Origin of the sequence: Bradyrhizobium sp. NBAIM14 (assembly GCF_020193895.1) — a bacterium.
In the GTDB taxonomy this organism is placed as follows: Bacteria; Pseudomonadota; Alphaproteobacteria; order Rhizobiales; family Xanthobacteraceae; genus Bradyrhizobium; species Bradyrhizobium yuanmingense.
Map to the genome: position 1 here is coordinate 331,212 of NZ_JADYVQ010000003.1, position 16,469 is coordinate 347,680.

14 protein-coding genes and 1 tRNA gene are annotated in these 16,469 nt (G+C 63.4%); 4 read left to right on the forward strand and 11 right to left on the reverse strand.

Annotation, left to right across the window (positions count from 1 at the left end; translation table 11 throughout):
* The first annotated feature begins 189 nt into the window (after positions 1 to 189).
* Positions 190 to 816 (forward strand): LysE family translocator, encoded by a 627-nt coding sequence (locus tag I6F28_RS10555; RefSeq protein ID WP_036027667.1) that lies wholly within the window; start codon positions 190 to 192, stop codon positions 814 to 816.
* Between the two features lie 142 nt (positions 817 to 958).
* Here I6F28_RS10555 and argE read toward each other — a convergent pair whose 3' ends face one another.
* Together argE and I6F28_RS10565 are read right to left on the reverse strand one after the other, a co-directional pair.
* Entirely contained in the window at positions 959 to 2,131 is a 1,173-nt protein-coding gene (argE, locus tag I6F28_RS10560; protein ID WP_036027666.1) for an acetylornithine deacetylase, read from the reverse strand.
* A gap of 400 nt (positions 2,132 to 2,531) precedes the next feature.
* Entirely contained in the window at positions 2,532 to 3,317 is a 786-nt protein-coding gene (locus tag I6F28_RS10565) for an SDR family NAD(P)-dependent oxidoreductase (RefSeq protein ID WP_036027664.1), read from the reverse strand.
* Positions 3,318 to 3,450: 133 nt separating this feature from the next.
* On the opposite strand from I6F28_RS10565, the gene I6F28_RS10570 reads away from it, so the two are divergent.
* Both I6F28_RS10570 and I6F28_RS10575 read left to right on the forward strand, forming a co-directional pair.
* Positions 3,451 to 4,149, forward strand: coding sequence for a histidine phosphatase family protein (locus tag I6F28_RS10570; RefSeq protein ID WP_074448153.1), 699 nt, complete (start codon positions 3,451 to 3,453; stop codon positions 4,147 to 4,149).
* A 34-nt stretch (positions 4,150 to 4,183) separates the two neighbouring features.
* On the forward strand, positions 4,184 to 4,951 hold the full coding sequence (locus I6F28_RS10575; RefSeq protein WP_225139860.1) for an SDR family NAD(P)-dependent oxidoreductase: 768 nt from the start codon (positions 4,184 to 4,186) through the stop codon (positions 4,949 to 4,951).
* 191 nt (positions 4,952 to 5,142) lie between these two features.
* Here I6F28_RS10575 and I6F28_RS10580 read toward each other — a convergent pair whose 3' ends face one another.
* Complete coding sequence (locus I6F28_RS10580; RefSeq protein ID WP_225139861.1) at positions 5,143 to 6,378, reverse strand: serine hydrolase domain-containing protein; 1,236 nt, start codon at positions 6,376 to 6,378, stop codon at positions 5,143 to 5,145.
* 148 nt (positions 6,379 to 6,526) lie between these two features.
* Between I6F28_RS10580 and I6F28_RS10585 the strand changes: the two genes are divergently transcribed.
* Positions 6,527 to 6,602, forward strand: a tRNA-Trp gene (locus I6F28_RS10585).
* A gap of 105 nt (positions 6,603 to 6,707) precedes the next feature.
* Here the strand turns inward: I6F28_RS10585 and I6F28_RS10590 are convergent.
* From I6F28_RS10590 to I6F28_RS10625, 8 genes are all read right to left on the reverse strand, one after another.
* Positions 6,708 to 7,469, reverse strand: a complete 762-nt coding sequence (locus I6F28_RS10590; protein WP_036010911.1) for a glycosyltransferase family 2 protein — start codon at positions 7,467 to 7,469, stop codon at positions 6,708 to 6,710.
* A gap of 138 nt (positions 7,470 to 7,607) precedes the next feature.
* Positions 7,608 to 8,114 (reverse strand): hypothetical protein, encoded by a 507-nt coding sequence (locus I6F28_RS10595; protein WP_225139862.1) that lies wholly within the window; start codon positions 8,112 to 8,114, stop codon positions 7,608 to 7,610.
* A 4-nt stretch (positions 8,115 to 8,118) separates the two neighbouring features.
* Positions 8,119 to 8,625 (reverse strand): hypothetical protein, encoded by a 507-nt coding sequence (locus I6F28_RS10600; protein ID WP_109143344.1) that lies wholly within the window; start codon positions 8,623 to 8,625, stop codon positions 8,119 to 8,121.
* A 159-nt stretch (positions 8,626 to 8,784) separates the two neighbouring features.
* Positions 8,785 to 9,825 carry a Gfo/Idh/MocA family protein gene (locus tag I6F28_RS10605; RefSeq protein WP_225139863.1) on the reverse strand — a complete coding sequence of 347 codons (1,041 nt, stop codon included), beginning with the start codon at positions 9,823 to 9,825 and terminating at the stop codon, positions 8,785 to 8,787.
* Between the two features lie 3 nt (positions 9,826 to 9,828).
* Entirely contained in the window at positions 9,829 to 11,034 is a 1,206-nt protein-coding gene (locus I6F28_RS10610; protein ID WP_225139864.1) for a class I SAM-dependent methyltransferase, read from the reverse strand.
* A gap of 9 nt (positions 11,035 to 11,043) precedes the next feature.
* Positions 11,044 to 12,249 (reverse strand): class I SAM-dependent methyltransferase, encoded by a 1,206-nt coding sequence (locus I6F28_RS37615; protein WP_225139865.1) that lies wholly within the window; start codon positions 12,247 to 12,249, stop codon positions 11,044 to 11,046.
* A gap of 244 nt (positions 12,250 to 12,493) precedes the next feature.
* Positions 12,494 to 14,392 carry a hypothetical protein gene (locus I6F28_RS10620; RefSeq protein ID WP_225124880.1) on the reverse strand — a complete coding sequence of 633 codons (1,899 nt, stop codon included), beginning with the start codon at positions 14,390 to 14,392 and terminating at the stop codon, positions 12,494 to 12,496.
* Between the two features lie 315 nt (positions 14,393 to 14,707).
* The gene (locus I6F28_RS10625; RefSeq protein ID WP_109143348.1) at positions 14,708 to 16,468 is read right to left on the reverse strand and encodes a hypothetical protein; all 1,761 of its coding nucleotides are present in this window, start codon (positions 16,466 to 16,468) and stop codon (positions 14,708 to 14,710) included.
* Position 16,469 lies beyond the last annotated feature (1 nt).

Below are 16,469 nucleotides of genomic sequence, written 5' to 3' on the forward strand. Positions count from 1 at the left end.
CACGCGCCGTCATTGCGAGCGCAGCGAAGCAATCCAGATTCTTTCCGCGGTGGCCCCCTGGATTGCTTCGCTGCGCTCGCAATGACGAGGAGGCGGAATCCAAGACTCGCAATTCACACCGCGCAAGTGCCTTTCGCAGCGACCGAGTCCTTGTATCCCTTTGCCCAATCCGCCCCGGGAGACCCGCGCATGATCGACCACACTACCCTCATCACCTACGTCCTCATCGTGCTCGGTTTCGTCTTCATCCCGGGACCAGCGACGCTGCTCACGATGGCGCGGGCGGCAAGCTCGGGAGCGAAGGTCGGCATCGCCACGGGTGCGGGAATCGCCGCTGGAGACCTGGTACATACGGGGATGGCGATTGTCGGACTCTCGGCGATCATCGCGACCTCGGCGCTGCTGTTCAGCATCGTCAAATATGCCGGCGCTGGCTTCCTGATCTATCTCGGCATTCGGGCCATGCTGGACGAGGCGCCGATCGCGCTGAACGGCGGTGCCCCTCCGATCGGCGCGGGCCGTGCCTTTCGCGAGGCCGTGCTGACCGAGGTGCTCAATCCCAAGACCGCACTGTTCTTCCTGGCGTTCCTGCCGCAATTCGTGAAGCCGGAGCACGGCGCGCCTGCACTTCAGCTTGCCATTCTCGGTGTCGTCTTCGTGCTGCTCGGTCTCGTCAGCACTGTCGTGTTCGCCGTCGGCGCCGGTCGTCTCGGCAACCTACTGCGCCGCCATCCGGCGGTGGTGAAGTGGCAGGGCAAGGTGGTCGGCGCCATCTACTGCGCCGTCGGCGTGAGGCTGGCCCTGCAGGAGCGGTGAGCCCGCAGCGGATGAGTACAGCGATATCCGGGCAGGAGGTTCCTACACGCCCGTCATTGCGAGCGCAGCGAAGCAATCCAGAACCTCTCTGTGGTGACAGTCTGGATTGCTTCGTCGCTTCGCTCCTCGCAATGACGACGAGCTACCCCTTCGCACAATGCGCGATGAGCCTTTCCACGAAGCCCGCGCATTTCTCCAGCTCTGCCATCTCCACGAACTCGTCAGGCGTATGCGCTTGCGCGATCGAGCCCGGGCCGATCACCACGGAGGGAATGTCGGCGATGTCGGCGAACAAGCTCGCCTCGGTGCCGAACGCGACCTTGGCGTGGTCGTTGCGTCCTGCGAGGCTCTTGGCCAGCGTGACGATGGCGGCGTCGGCGGCGGTGTCGAGCGCGGGATAGTCGAGGATCTCCTCGAAATCGATGCCGCAATCGGGATGTCTCGCCTTCATCGCCGGCTCAATCTCGGCCTTGGCCCAGGCGACGATCGCATCAGTCACCTCCTTGGACTCGGTGATCCCGATGCCGCGGCATTCGAAATCCACGGTGCAGGTATCAGGCACGATGTTCAGCGCTGCGCCGCCTTGCACGATGCTGGTGAGCAGCGTCGAATGCGGGACATCGTAGAGGCTGTCCGTCGACCGCACGGCCGCCAGCGCCACGGCGCGGCGGCGGATCTCGACGATCAGCTCGGCGGCATATTCGATCGCATTGACGCCGTCGGGCGCGATCGAGGAATGACGTGCAAGCCCGTGGAATGTGGCGCGCACGCCGTGTTTGCCCTTGTGGCCGATGATGACCTGCATCTGGGTGGGCTCGCCGATGAATGCGCCGAGCGGCCGGACCCTCTTCTTCGCGACCTCGTGCAGCATCGGCCGCACGCCGACGCAGCCGATCTCCTCGTCATAGGAGATCGCCAGATGAATCGGCGTCTTGAGTCTCGCCTCCACCATCTCCGGTACCATGGCGAGGCACACCGCCACATAGCCCTTCATGTCCGTGGTGCCGCGGCCGTACAGCTTGCCGTCACGCTCCACCAGCTTGAACGGATCATGGCTCCAGTCCTGGCCCACGACAGGCACCACATCGGTATGGCCCGACAGCACGAAGCCCGGCCGATCCTCCGGCCCGATCGTGACCCAGAGCGAAGCCTTCTCGCCGGTCTCGTCGACGATGCGCTCACCCTTGAGGCCGAACGCGGCGAGATAGCTCTCGATATGGGCAATCAGGGGCAGGTTGGTGCGGTCGCTGACGGTGTCGAACGAGACGAGGTCGGCGAGGAGTTTTCGGATGCGGTCGGGTCTTGAGCTTGGCATTGTCACGGTCTTGTCAGGGAATGGAGGCTGAGTTGCCTGCAGGAACCATACCAACGTGAGCCCCGGTCGAGCAAATCAACACAGTCCCGCAGCCCGGATGCTGCCCACCACACGACCGTCATTGCGAGCGCAGCGAAGCAATCCATAGTCTTTCCGCGGAGGGATTCTGGATTGCTTCGCTGCGCTCGCAATGAAGGATTGAGGCAGCTGTGTACCTGAAACTCACGTCTCGTGGCCCGGACGCTGCGCAGCGTCTCCCCGGCGATGCGAAGCATCGTCCGGTTCGACGATGCGCTGCAGAGCCGGGGCCCGTGCAGCAGCGAGCGACGTAGCCTGCTGGGTCCCGGCTCTGCGCCGCACCGCTTGCGCGCTGCGTCGCGTCCGGGACACGACCTGCGAACTAAACCGGCTTGCCCGTATATGGCATCGATGCCGTCAAGCCGCCGTCGACCGGGAACGCCTGGCCGTTCACATACGAAGCCTCGTCGCTCGCCAGGAACAGTCCCATCGCCGCGAGCTCGTGCGGCTGTCCCGGCCGCTTGAGCGGGTTGAGCTGGCCGATCTTGTCTTGGGTGCCGCGCTCCTTGGCGCGGTCGAAGATCGGCTTGGTCATGCCTGTTTCGATCAGGCCGGGGCAGACCGCATTGATGCGCACGCCGGTGCCGGTGAGCGAATACGCCGTGGTCTGCACCAGGCTGATCACGCCGGCCTTGCTCGCGGCATAGGGATGCCCGCTCGCGCCGGCCTTGAGGCCGGCGACAGAGGCGGTCAGCACGATCGCGCCGGACTGCTGCTTGACCATGTGCGGCATGGCGTACTTCACCGCGAGGAACGGCCCGATCAGGTTGACGCGCAGGATTTCCTGCCAATGCTCGACGGTCTGCTCGGCGAGCGGAACGAGTCCGCCGGAGACGCCGGCATTGGCCCAGATCACGTCGAGCCGGCCGTGCGTCTTCACCGCCTTGTCGATCACAGCGATGACGTCTCGTTCGGAGCCGGCATCCGCAACCATCGCTTCCGCGACGCCGCCGGCCTTCTTGATCTCCTCGACCGTCTCCTTCACCGCCTCGGTGCGATCGACCGCGATCAACTTGCCGCCCTCCTTGGTGAACAGCAGCGCAGCCGCGCGGCCGATGCCGCTGCCGGCGCCGGTGATGATGACGGATTTGCCTTGCAGGCGACCCATGCGTTTCTCCCTTTTGCTCGTGCACGACGCTTGCCGCGCGACGGAATTTCAAACAAGATTTCAAACGGCAAAGTGTCTTGAGACGCGTTCACTACTCACGTACAGCGACAATAGACGGGATGGAAGGGTTTCGATGGCAGGTGCAGACAAGCCGAACGTGGTCATCACGCGGTGGTGGTGGGTCCGTCACGCGCCGGTGCGCAACGACGGCGGCAACATCTACGGGCAGAGCGACATCGCCTGCGATACCAGCGATACCTACGTGTTCAACGCTGTTGCCAAGGTGCTGCCACGCCAGGCGGTCTGGTATTCGAGCAATCTGATGCGCACCCATCAGACCGCCGAGGCGATCTGGGCCGCGGGTTTTCCAAGGCCGGCAGCGCTGAAATGGGAGGCGGATCTCGCCGAGCAGAACCTCGGCCGCTGGCAGGGCATGAACCGCGCCCAGTTCATTGCCAGCCGCCCCGTCGGTGCGAGCTGGTTCGCCGACATCAACGAGCCCGCGCCCGGCGGTGAAAGCTTCATGGACCTGTACAACCGCACGCGCCGCACCATCGAGCGGATCAACGCCGAGGCGGCCGGGCAGGACATCATCGCAGTCGCGCATGGCGGCACTATCAGGGCGGCAGTGGGGTTCGCGCTCGGCGGGCAGCCGGAGCGCGGGCTGTCGTTCGACATCGACAATTGCTCGGTGACGCGGCTGGATTATTTTGCGAGTCCCGATCGCACGGTCTGGCGGCTGCCGATGGTCAATCAGCAGCCGTGGATCGCCGATCCAGCGCACGCGGCGATGCATCAGCCGGCGGGGCCGGAAGTCAAGAAGCTGGCCTGATACTGAATACGAAAATCAAATCTGGGAGAGAAACATGACCTTGTTCGACATGAAGGGGAAAGTCGCCGTCATCACGGGCTCGACGCGCGGCATCGGGCTCGCGATCGCCGAGCGCATGGCCGAGCACGGCGCCAAGGTGGTGATCTCCTCGCGCAAGGCCGACGTGTGCGAGCAGGTGGCGAAGGGCATCAACGACAGATTTGGCAAGGGCACCGCGGTCGCGGTCGCCGCCAACATCTCCTCGAAAGAGAATTTGCAAAACCTCGTCGACGAGAGCAACCGCGCCTTCGGCAAGATCGACGTGCTGGTCTGCAACGCCGCATCGAATCCATATTACGGCCCGCTCGCCGGCATCTCCGACGATCAGTTCAGGAAGATCCTCGACAACAACATCGTCGCCAACAATTGGCTGATCTCGATGGTGGTGCCCCAGATGATCGAGCGCAAGGACGGATCGATCATCATCGTCTCCTCGATCGGCGGCCTCAAGGGCTCGACCATCCTCGGCGCTTACGCCATCTCGAAAGCCGCCGACATGCAGCTCGCGCGCAACCTCGCCTGCGAATACGGCCCGCACAACATTCGCGTGAACTGCATCGCGCCGGGCCTGATCAAGACCGATTTTGCCAAGGCGCTGTGGGACAATCCGGAGAACCTGAAAGCCTCGACCTCGCGCTCGCCGCTCTTGCGCATCGGCATCCCCGACGAGATCGCCGGCGCGGCCGTGTTCCTGGGCTCGAAGGCCGGCGACTTCATGACCGGCCAGACCATGGTGATCGATGGCGGCGCGACGATCAGTTGATGCGTTTGTCGGAAGGGAAAGGGCACGTAGTCCACCCATACACAGCGGTCATCGCCCGCGAAGGCGGACGATCCAGTACCCCGCAGCCGCAGTTGTGTGAACGAATGACCGCCGCGGCGTACTGGATGCCCCGCCTTCGCGGGGCATGACAGTGCGGATGATGATACGGCGTCGCGCGTAAGCGCAGGGCCTCACTCCACCGCCGCGTAAACCAGATCCCGCACCAGGGTCCGCGTGTGGTCGCGCTGTCCCGGCCCCTGGCTCATGAACACTGCGAACAGATCCTCCTTCGGATCGATCCAGAAGAACGTGCCGGCAATGCCGCTCCAGAAATACTGGCCGACGCTGCCTGGGAAGGGCGCGATGCCGGCCTCGCGGCGCACGGCAAAGCCGAGGCCGAAGCCATGACCCGGCGATAGCAGCGTGCCGTTGGTCGGCACGCCTGGCCCGAGGTGATCGGAGGCCATCAGCTCCAGGGTCTTGCGGCCGATGATCCTGTTGCCGTCGAGCGTGCCGCCATTGCGCAGCATGAGGCAGAAGCGGGCGTAGTCCATCGTGGTAGAGACCAGGCCGCCGCCGCCGGACTCCATCACGGGCTGCTCGAGCATGTTGAACAGCGCGACCTTGTCGCCGGTCCACGGGTCGGCCGCGAACGGCTCGGCAAGGCGGCCGGCATTGGCCTGGCTTGTCGAGAAGCCGGTTTCGGCCATCTGGAGCGGCGCAAGCACGCGCTCGGTGAGGAACGCGCCGAGCGATTTGCCGCTGACGACTTCGATGATGCGGCCCAAAATATCTGTGGAGCGGCTGTAGTTGAACTCCGCGCCGGGCTGGCAGACGAGCGGGAAGCTCGCCACCAGCGCGGCATGTTCGGCGTTGGTGATCTTTCGGCTGCGGACGCGGGACTCCTGGTAGAGCTTGTGCACGGGGCCGTCGCCCTGGTGCTCGTAGGTGAGGCCGGAGGTGTGGCGGAGCAGGTCCTGCACGGTCATGGGCCGCGCCGGCGGTACCAGCTCCAACCGGCCGTCCTTGACGGCGCCGACCTGCTGGCTCGCGAACTCCGGTATGAACTTTGCGACGGCATCGCTGAGCAGGAGCTGTCCGTCCTCGACCAGCGTCATGATGCCGACCGAGACGATCGGCTTGGTCATCGAGAAGATGCGGAAGATCGAATCGCGCGCCATGGGCGCCGCGCCTGCCGGGCTCTGCTTGCCGAGCGCCTCGAACCAGCCGATTTGGCCGCGTCGCGCCACCAGCACCGTGACCCCGGGAACGGTTCCCTTGTCGATCTCGCGCTTGAAGGCGTCCGACATGGCCTGGAGCCGTGGCCGCGACAGCCCGAGCGTCTCTGGGCGCGCTTCCGGCAAAGCTGGGGTGTGGGGCGCGTTTGCGGCCTGCGGGGCGGCAGTGGCGGTCGCTGTAGCGGTCATGGGCACTCCCGATTGTTTTTCGTTATGGCCGATGGACTGTGGCCCAGAACCCCCGGCACAAACAAGCGAAGCCGGCGCGGTTCACCCTTGCAAACCGGCCGCTCTCTGTGCTTGAAAGCGCCCCTGATCCGCGGCGACGCGGGTTCGTAGGAGTGTAGCTCAATTGGTAGAGCACCGGTCTCCAAAACCGGGGGTCGCAGGTTCGAGCCCTGCCACTCCTGCCAGCCAAATCAATCACTTAGACTAGATTGCGGCGGGAGGGCGTCTCGCGCGCGCCCGTGCTCTCGCAGCCGCTGTGCTGGAGGTGCCGTGTCGTGGTCTGGCGAGGCCTAGCGCGCCGGGGTCCGTTCCGCGTCGGCGGGAATCTGCCTGAGGTTGACGTTCCGGATGGGAACGCGGCGCAGCAGGGAAAGGATGGTCCCGCCGAGCTCGAGATAGGTGCGCAGCCGCAGCGCGCGCGACGAGCCCTTCAGCTCCGCGTTCAGGCTCACCGGAACCTGGACGTAGGTGAGGCCGAGCTGGAGCAGGGAGATCAGCGCACAGATCTGGTAGCCGTAGCCGTCGGCCTTGACCGCGATCTGGCGCAGCCATTTCACGGGATAGACGATCATGCTGTGATAGTCGGACAGCCAGAAGCCGAACAGGCAGTTCAGGATGAACCGCAACGAATGCGACTGCAGCGAGCGGTTGACGGAGCGGTCCGACTGGTTGTCGCGATAGGTGATGACGAGGTCGGCGGCGCCCGCCGCTTTGAACATCCGGGCAACACCCTCGTTCTGGAAGGCGTGATCGCCGGGGATGAGCGTGATGGCATCGAATTTCGCGCGCGACAGCGCATATTCGAAGCCGGCACCGACACCCCGCGGTTCGGCATTGTGATGCACGATGATGCGCGGCTCGCCGGCTGCGAACTCGTCCATGATCGCGCCGGTGGCATCGGTGCTGCCGTCGTCGATCAGGAAGATCTCGAAATCGTCGAGCAGGTCGCGGGCGAGCGGCAGCACGCCGTCGATCGTGTCGGCGATCTTGTCCTGCTCGTTCAGTGCAGGAATGACGATCGTAAGCCTTTTTGCCGCCCTGGAAGGTGTCATTGTATGCGCCCGTTGGCGGGGCCACTCTGTCCCGGTGACCCCATGCAAGTCTAGGTCATCTGAACCGGGCGAACAATGCGGCTCGCCGGTATGCCCACAAGACCGGCGCGAAACCTATGATGTGTGTGTTCCGCGCAACTAGTCGGAAAAATCATAGAGGCTGGTGTCGCCAATGCCGAAGGCGCGGCGCAGCCGTCCGACGTGGCCTGCCATATTCCGGCCCGCCGCCGTCGCCGCGAAGTGCGAATCGGTCCGTTCCACCAAGCCGCCATCGACCAAGTTCCCAATTCGTCCGCGGAACAGATCTGGAACCTGCCCGTCAGCGATCTCCGATAGCGGTGCCCTGCGATCGGGGCGATCGACGAGGCTGAGCAGGATGCCCAGCGAAACCGATTTATACACGGCGCCAAAGGCGAACACGTAAGCCATGACGCAAAATCCGAAAATCGACGCGGCGTCCCAGTACTGAAGCTGCGGGACGAAGAGAATTCCGAGCATCACCCCGAGACCGTGCGAGACAACCGTGGCAATCGCCAGCAGGGTCACGGGTCCGAGCGGCCAAGCGCGTGCGCGGGCCATGAATTGCAGGGCAGGCGCCAGCAGGGCGAACGCGGCGACGGCGGCAAGTCCGACAGCAAAGGACATCGACTCACCCAAGGCCTGTCGACAGACGAACGAGCTTGACGAGATGCGCTACCGCAACCCCCTTGGAGGTGGGGGCAAGCCGGCCGTCCGCCGTGATGACCATCCCGGCCCCGATCAGGAGCTTCAGGCGGTTGTGCGTGAAGGTGCCGAGATCTCCACCTTGCATGTAGGCTCTCGCCCATTGCTCCAGGGTGAGAGGATGTCCAGCCTGAACGAGTGCGGTGAGCAGCGTCAGCGTGAAGCCCCAGGCCAGCAGGCTGAACAGGATGTAGCAGAGCATCATTGCGGTCCCGAGCAGGAAGAGACCGCCAAGCACATCGCCGACGTGGCGCTGACCTGGAAGGGCGATACAGGCGACGGCGTAAAGGATGACGACGCTGATGCAGCCCAGCCGGAAGCGACGGCCGGCTCCGCCGGTGGCGGCGATGCGCGCGTAAAGCAGCAACAACAGTGGAAAGGCGAGGCTGACACCAATCGCAGCAGCTTGCGCCGGGCCCGGTAGCAGGTTCATTGCGGAAAATCGTCCCGGACGCCTCTCAGGCCAGTCAGAGCGAAAGTCTATAGGGGGTCGTATTTTTCAGGTCAAGGCAGCCCGGCGCCTTTGACTGGCGATTGTCACGCGGACTCGCGTGTGTCGCGATGGAAACGGCTGGCTGCGCAAACTTCCGCATCATGCGATGCCGTCAGCCCGCCGCTTGTAGACCATCTCCGCCAGTGAGATGTCGGTCACCGAGTCCGCGCCGGAGGCCAGGGGGGGGCGTCCCTCGGCGATATCGGAAACGAAGGCGTCGGCCTGGCGCCGAAATGCCCAGCTCTTTTCACCCGTCAGATGCGTGCTTTGACCATCGTGCTCGACGATGACCTCCGCCTCTTGCTCGGCAAAGGGCGGGGGCAGTTTCAAGGTCACCGCGCCGCGCTCGAAATCGATCGTCAGACCCTCGCGCCAGGCTCCCTCGGACCCGTTCACGAGATCCAGCGTACAAGCGATGCTGTCGAAGTCGAGGGTGATGCGCGCGGCTCCCGAAGTTTCGACGGAGCTGTCGGCGAGCGTTGGCGATGATCCGAGCAGGTAGCGCGTCAGATTGATGATATGGCTGAAGACGTTCAGAAAGTTGTCGTAGCCGGCCCGCATCGTGCTCGGCATCCAGTCGGGACCGTCCTTCCAGAGTTCGATCCCGTCCGGCCGTGTTTCGCCGGTCATCACGAAATTGTCGCGCGACCGGCCGGTGTCGCCGCCGAAGCACCAGCCCTTGGCGCGGACCACGCGTCCGAGCGATCGGTCGTTGCGCAAGCGCGTCAGCACATCGAGCGCGCGCGCCACACCGGCATCGTGACGCTTCATGTAGCCGACGCTGTAGACGAGGTTTCGCTGCCGCGCCGCTTCGACCAGCAACGTCGCCTGAGCCGTCGTATAGGCCATCGGTTTCTCCGACAGCACGTGGCGGCCGCTGTTCAACGCGTCCAGCACGATCGGACCGGTGGCTCGCCGCTTTGTCACGACCACGACAGCGGACACCGCAGCGTCCGCGAGCAGCTCCCGATGCGTGCCGTAGACCTGCGAGATGCCGAACTTCTGCGCTGCGGCGGCAGCGAGATCCGGCCGGAGATCGGCGATGGCGACGACGCGGCAGGCGGGATTGGCCACGAAATTGGCGAGGTGGCACATCTGGCCGACCATCCCCGTTCCGATGATGCCAATGCCTGGCCTCACTGGCTATGATCCCTTGAAGCGCTTCCGGATGACGAGGAAATGCGCCGGCTGTCCCCAGGTGTTGATGAATGCCGGATCTGTCTGGGTCAGGGCCGTGACCGCAGGCGCATCGCGTCGCCCGATCGCGGCGAAGATGCGGTGGAAACTGTCGAGCGTCGCAACGATGGTTTCGATGTCGGAAGCATCGTCCGCGAGAATGTCCGTCGTTCGGATCGCCTCGCGTAAGGACGCAAGGCTTGCGATCACGCGCGGCAGGCTCTCGCCGAAGGGGGCGTCGATCATCGCGTCGACGTCGAGAACCAGCGTCTCGATCGATGCCGAAATCGCCGCCACGGCATCGGCCTTGCCGACCAGGTAGAGCTTGCGTCCGCCGAGGAAGCTGAGGCGGCTGCGGTGGAGATGGCGCGCCGCACGCCGCAGCTTCTCGTCGGCGGAGAGAACCTTCTTGTGCCAGTAGACGTCCAGGCTGTCGCGATAGGCTGGCCACGCCGAATGGATGTCGAATCCCTGCTCATGCGCTGCCGTGCACAAGGCGGCTGCGTCGAGGAAGTACCGATGCCGGACGAACGGGTTCTCGAGCACGTCCATCAGCCAGGATTCGAAGCTGCGGGTGTGCGGAATGCTGTTCCATTTCGCGTCGAAAAGCGTCTTCGCGGTTTCGAGTGCGGGACGGCCTGACAAAGCCTTGCCGGCGGCATGGATTGCCTTGAGCGCGAGCTCGAAGAAGCCGCCATAGCGCTCGTAATAGGACACGACGGCGAAACCGTCCGGATTGAGCAGCCGATGGAAAACGCCGAGCCAATTTTCGGTCGGCTGCACGGTGTAAATGAAACCTTCGGCATCGATGATGTCGTAGCGGCGCTCGCTGCGAAATCCCTCGACATCGGCCAACGCGAGTTCGCGCAGGCGCTCGCTCAGGCCAAAATGCGCGAAATAGGCCTCAATTTTCGGATGCGCATGCCGGTTCGGTTCGGCGAGCGCCATGTTCGCGCCCCAGCCGGCAAACACCAGCGCATTCTCACCGGAATCTGGACCGAATTCGAGCAACTCCGCATCGCGGAACAGCCGCGGCGGCAGCACGAGCTTGTCTGAAAACAGCTCGCGCCGCTGGCTGGCATATGCATCGAGTTCGGCGGCCGATTTGAAATTCCCGAACGTCGGTAGGACGTCCTGACGTTCGTAGTAATTGAAGAGCTTCTCGTCAGCCATGCCGCGTCCCTAACCCAAGGCCGCCTCGAGCCGGTCGAGCTCGCTCCAGATGTCGGAGGGCGCGAAAATCGAAACGATGTGCAGCGGCCGCTTCACGTTCTCGCGCAGCCGGCTGCTGACCTTGGCTTCGTTTTCCTGGTTCACGGCGAGAAGGCAGACGAGCGGCTCCGACTTGCCGGCGAGTTCGTCCGGCGAACGGATCGGTATGCCGGTGCCGGGCAGGAACAGCCCCTGGCGCTCCTTCTGGTCGTCTACGGAGAGATCGACGAGCTCCGCCAGCTCATGCGCGTTGGTGAAGGTGCAGGCGCGGCAGCCCGCGCCGTAGATGGCAATCTCGGCGCCGTTCGCACGGGCCTTGGCGAGGATCGGCCGCAGGCGCGCGCCGTACTCCCTTGCGCGCTGGCCGAATTTCTCGCCGACGCCGGAGGGCGCAGGCGGCGGCGTCACGTCGCGGGTTGCACGACGGGCGGCGATCGCGAGGCTGCCGCCGCTGAAATTGTATTTCTTCACCGAGACGGCCTCGAAGCCGTGGCGGACCAAGAGCGCGAGTAGCGTCGGCTCGGTGAAGTAGCTGACGTGCTCCTCCCACAGCACGGAGAGGTCGCCCGCCGTCGAACCGGGATCAAAGTCGGGCACGTCGATGAACAGCAGTCCGTCGTCGCTGAGCGCGATCTTCACGCAGTCGAAGAAGTTCTCGAAATCGACGATGTGCTCCAGCACCTGGCGCGAGACCACGAGATCGAACTTGCCGGACTGGGCGACCGCGTCGTGACACAGGGCCGGGCTGATCATGTCGGAATAGACCTTGATGCCGCGTTCGCGGGCGATCTTGCCCGACACGGGGTTGGGCTCCACACCCACCAAGACCTTCGCGCCGCGTTCGCGCAACTTATCCATGAACAGGCCGTCGTTGCATCCAATCTCGAACACGGATTGGTGCTTCGACAATTTCGCGATGGTGTCGAGCTCGTCGACCTGGTGCGGCTCCGGCTTCCAGCTGCTGAAATTGTAGTTGAACTGGCGATAGAGGATGTCTGGATCAATCGGCTTGACGATCTGCGGCAGGCCGCAGTCGCCGCAGGCGAGGACCTCGAACGGATACCGCTCCTCCTGCTCGTTCCGGCTGCGCCGAAGTCGATGCGCGATTGGCATTTGCCCGAGGTCGATGACCGGTCGCAGGTTGGTCGAATGGCAGAGGCGGCAATGATCGGTCACTGATTATTCTCGCATTTGAGCAGGTCTGACGAGGCGACCTTCAATGGAAACCGGCGTGGCCGGCAACGAGACGCTCCCGGATACATCATAACCGGGTTACGCGGGGCATTCCTCCGGCCTGTGCGTTCTCGGCCAAAGCAGGTAGCAGCCGTGGATAGGTCTTGCAAGACGTGCCGCCGTCCCTCAATTGGAGGTGGATGCGGCCGGCCATGTACGCGCGCGACGGCTGCGAGCACGGTCGACGTCAAGGCCGCCGCCGCTCGTAGAGTGTCAAATTACCCCGGGTCTCCACGGCCACGAAATCCCGCTTGATCCGCTTCATGACCTCTTGAACATGGTGGTACTCCGGCCTGCGCTCAACCATGCTGTCGTAGAACAGCCGGTCCGCCGGGTTCATCGAGCGATCCAGGAACCGCGCGTCAAAGGACACCAGGAACGGCATGAAATAGGCCATCGGCGCCCGATGGGCCTGGGCCAGATAGGCCCAATCCCTGAGGGCGATGACCAGAACCCTCTCGTCTGGCCTGGTTTTATCCTGGATGAACTTCGCGTCGGCCTCGGTGATCTGATCCAGGTCCTCCTGCCACGTGACCGCCGGGCTCGAGACGAACGGCCACCGCAGAAGGCTGGGATAAGTTGCATACGATCTCAGGCCGTAGAGGTGGGGATTGTTCTTGTCCTGGACGAACAGCAGCGCAAGAACGGTCGCAGCGGCCGTTATGGCGCCGGCGGTTCTTCGGAACGACGGTTGCCACCCCGTTGAAAACTGGCGGATCCACCAGGCCGAGACCATCACCAGCGGCAACGCGTTCTGGTGCCAGACAGCGTCCAGCGTCCGGTTGACCCATTTGATCATCAGCGCCATGCCAATCATCGACAGGGTCAGCAGAATCCCGGTCACGAACCGGTCATGCCAGGAATCGGAGGGCCGTGACAGCCGGATCGCGGCCCAGCCGACGGTGATGCATCCGACGATCTGGAGCGGCAGATTGTAGATGATGCCCCAGCCCAAGTCCCATTTGATGGGCGTGCTTCCCCACCCGGTCCCGTAGAGTACGAGCGGGCGAAAGCATTCGATCAGAAACTCCAGGGAGAAGGCTCTCGTGCCGAACAGCACCAGGCACATTAGGATTGCGGCACCTATCGATGTGACTGCGAACACGAGGGCATTGCGATAGTTCGGAAACCCTCCGGCGATCGCCGCGACGAAGGTACCCGTCACAAGGAAGAACAGCCCGATCTCGGTCTGCCAGAGCAGCGAGACGGCGCACATGATGGCCGATAGGATTAGCCATGTCAGGCGCCCGGGAGCGGTGCAGTGCAGGCTGATCGCGAGCGCAAAGACGATCAAGAGCGGAAATCGCGTCGGGTAGGCAGATGGCGAGTAGAACTGGCCGGTCGTAGAGAAAGCCAGCACGGCGAGCGCCGTGATGACGGCGATCGCGGCAAGCTTCGAGCGGATCAAGTAATACAGAAGAAAGTAGGCCTGGACGTAGGTCGCGAGCGTGACCGCGATGTTCAATCCGACCGCTCGCATCGCCGCCGATTTCCAATCATCTCCCATGATGAGATGAAAGAACCAGCCGAGCGCAGGGCCGTAATGCGAATGGAAGTCCAATCCGGGAACGAGCCCGGGGGCGTAGCCATAAAGCGCGGGACCGATGAAGTAACTTACCTTGTGCGCTTCGTCCCTCACGGCCGCGGTCAGGCCTTCGAGGTCGGAGGGGATCAGCAGCAGAGCGAGGAATATGATCGCGAGCAGATCGCCGGACCCCACGCTGAACCGGGTGTCGGTCGAGGGTTTTGCAGCAGGAAGGTAATTGTTGGCGTCTCGATTGAGCGCGACGGTGATAGCGGCGACCGCCAGCAGGGCGATCGCGATCCCGGGGCTCCTCCAATCGTTGGCAGCGCCGAGGGCAAGATAGACGAAGCTCGCCGTGATGGCGCTCAGTGCGAGCGAGCCCGATGATCGATACGTCGCGTACAATGCCGCTGCTGCCGCAATCGGCCCGGACAGGAAGAACGAGCCGTAGAACGCCTTCTTGCAGAAATCGCAATTCCTGTCTGCCAAGGCCATGTCGAAGCCTTCGACGAAATTTGATTGAAATGACGGAAGGTGATTTTTCACCAGCAGCAGCACCACGTAGGCGACGGCGCATCCCAGCAGGGCGGCCATAACAGCTCTGGCGGCGATCGAGAATTCCCTTGTGTACTCCACTAGGAGGTCTCGAGGCTAGCTACGATCGAAGTCGGGGAGGAGGCTGCGTCGAACACAGCGGAAAATCTAACTTTCTCTGAAATCACGTCCAGTCCCCAATTGCCTGAACTTCCCGTTGCGAGGCGCTTCTACCACCACAGCGTTCCCTGAACAATCCCGCGAAGCCCGTGGTTGCCTCCGGCATGGCAATGTTTGTGTCTGGACGATGGGCGCTGGAACCCTCCATGGCTGACGCATGCTCTAGCGAACTCCAGAGGCAGCACCTTCACATGCCGGTGCCGGCAGCGCCAGCAACCAGGCTGCGCCTCGGACGCCAGGCCGATTGCAAGGCGGCCGATACTCGGCTCTCGCCACAGGGGCCGGCTCTCCATCCTTCAACTGCATCAGTTCACCGCGGCCCTCCGTGGCCGAGGAGTTATTTCCGAGGGTCGCCGTCAGAAGCTCGATGAATCCAATGTCGTCGGGTCGTGGAATTCCCGGGGCGGCGCGATAGCGCCAGGTCTCGCGACGGGGTGGGCAAGGAAAGGTCTCGAGGTAGGAAACCGGGCAGTTGCCGTTCACAACGAAATGAGGATCAGTAAAATCCCCGCAGTAGTCCGTGTAGATAAACGACCGCTCGCGATTTTCATCCCGCAGGATCGTCTGTGCCACGTTCATGTCATTGCCGCCGAGGCATCGTGAGCGGAACGAGAAGACGTGCGAGTTCTCGAACTGGAGCTTAACGACCTTTGGCTCGGGGTCCGCGAGCAAGGCTGCTCGGACTTGCCGCAGCATGTCGCTGCTGAGCAACCCGTCGTAGAGCAGCCATTTGGAATCGTGAGCCGACGACAAGGCGAAGATCGCGACCAAGCCCCCCGCGACGGCTGCGCGGACGCGCGATCCCGGAATCGCCTGCACAACGGTCGCCATCAGGATCAAGACGCCGAACTGCGAGGGAAAGAGTAGCCTGGACTCGCCCCGCGTCACGTCGCCATAAATTCCGGTAAGAGCGTAGGGCAGCGCGCCGATGAGGGCAATCGCGGCTCCCAGCACCAGCAGCAGAAGCATCGCATTCGTGGTCGAGCGGCCGTTCAGCAGCCAGGGCGTCCACAATGCTGTCGATGAGAACCGGGCAAAGACGGCGATCGTGGCCAATGTCACTGCCGCGGAAACAGGAAGCCCCAGCAGCGCAACCCCGTGAGAATATGCGTAGCTCAGGCCGCTCGGGAAGGCCATGAGGTGCGCATAGAGCGCATTGGCTATGATCGAGAAATCGTTCGCGAAACTGTATTGTCCGGCGTAGTGGCCGCTCTTCCCCAGAATTGTCAGTCGCAGAACGATCATGGCTGCAACGGCCAGCCAGAACGGTACAAGACGCGCGAGTTTCTGCCTCCACCGCTCGGGACCAGACCAGGTGAGCACGACGCGAACCGGTTCGAGGGCGATCAGAGTCTCGAGCGACAACGCGAATAACAGACAAAAAGGTGCGCTCCATCGAAGCGCCCGCACCTTCGAATAGGACAGCTCGTAGGACAGCAGATAGAAGAGCAGGAAGAAGTCGTAGACCGCGTTGAGTGTCAGGCGAATTGCATAGAACGGGCTGAGCAGGAACAGAGCCGTGACAAGACCGGCGATCCGTCTCGTATAGGATGATCGCGACAGGACGGAGTGAAGCAACACGCCGTTGACCAGATGGCAGGCTAGTCCCGCGAGCCGCGCAGAGACATCGGGAGTATCGTTCAAAAGCGCCACAAACAGCGTCATCGGGATTGCGAAGCCGGCGTGTGCCGACTCCCACAGCACGCGAGCGACGCCAGCGGCACCTTGAGTCCAATAGATGTAGTACACAGTCCAATCGTCGCCGAAGACCTCACGCGCGAACAGCGCGGGCACGGCCGTAACAAAGGCGAGAACCAGAGCGACGTAGACGTATCCAATGCCCGCCCGCTCCCGTTGTCGGAGAGCCGCAGCTTTCGGATCTACATTCGTGCGAGCATCGTCGAAACCGACGGGGGTGACCATG

What these genes read in the sequence shown, in the direction of transcription:
- I6F28_RS10555 (WP_036027667.1), top strand. Translation starts at nt 190, where the DNA reads ATGATCGACCACACTACCCTCATCACCTACGTCCTCATCGTGCTCGGT.
- argE (WP_036027666.1), bottom strand. Translation starts at nt 2,131, where the DNA reads ATGCCAAGCTCAAGACCCGACCGCATCCGAAAACTCCTCGCCGACCTC.
- I6F28_RS10565 (WP_036027664.1), bottom strand. Translation starts at nt 3,317, where the DNA reads ATGGGTCGCCTGCAAGGCAAATCCGTCATCATCACCGGCGCCGGCAGC.
- I6F28_RS10570 (WP_074448153.1), top strand. Translation starts at nt 3,451, where the DNA reads ATGGCAGGTGCAGACAAGCCGAACGTGGTCATCACGCGGTGGTGGTGG.
- I6F28_RS10575 (WP_225139860.1), top strand. Translation starts at nt 4,184, where the DNA reads ATGACCTTGTTCGACATGAAGGGGAAAGTCGCCGTCATCACGGGCTCG.
- I6F28_RS10580 (WP_225139861.1), bottom strand. Translation starts at nt 6,378, where the DNA reads ATGACCGCTACAGCGACCGCCACTGCCGCCCCGCAGGCCGCAAACGCG.
- I6F28_RS10590 (WP_036010911.1), bottom strand. Translation starts at nt 7,469, where the DNA reads ATGACACCTTCCAGGGCGGCAAAAAGGCTTACGATCGTCATTCCTGCA.
- I6F28_RS10595 (WP_225139862.1), bottom strand. Translation starts at nt 8,114, where the DNA reads ATGTCCTTTGCTGTCGGACTTGCCGCCGTCGCCGCGTTCGCCCTGCTG.
- I6F28_RS10600 (WP_109143344.1), bottom strand. Translation starts at nt 8,625, where the DNA reads ATGAACCTGCTACCGGGCCCGGCGCAAGCTGCTGCGATTGGTGTCAGC.
- I6F28_RS10610 (WP_225139864.1), bottom strand. Translation starts at nt 11,034, where the DNA reads ATGGCTGACGAGAAGCTCTTCAATTACTACGAACGTCAGGACGTCCTA.
- I6F28_RS10625 (WP_109143348.1), bottom strand. Translation starts at nt 16,468, where the DNA reads ATGGTCACCCCCGTCGGTTTCGACGATGCTCGCACGAATGTAGATCCG.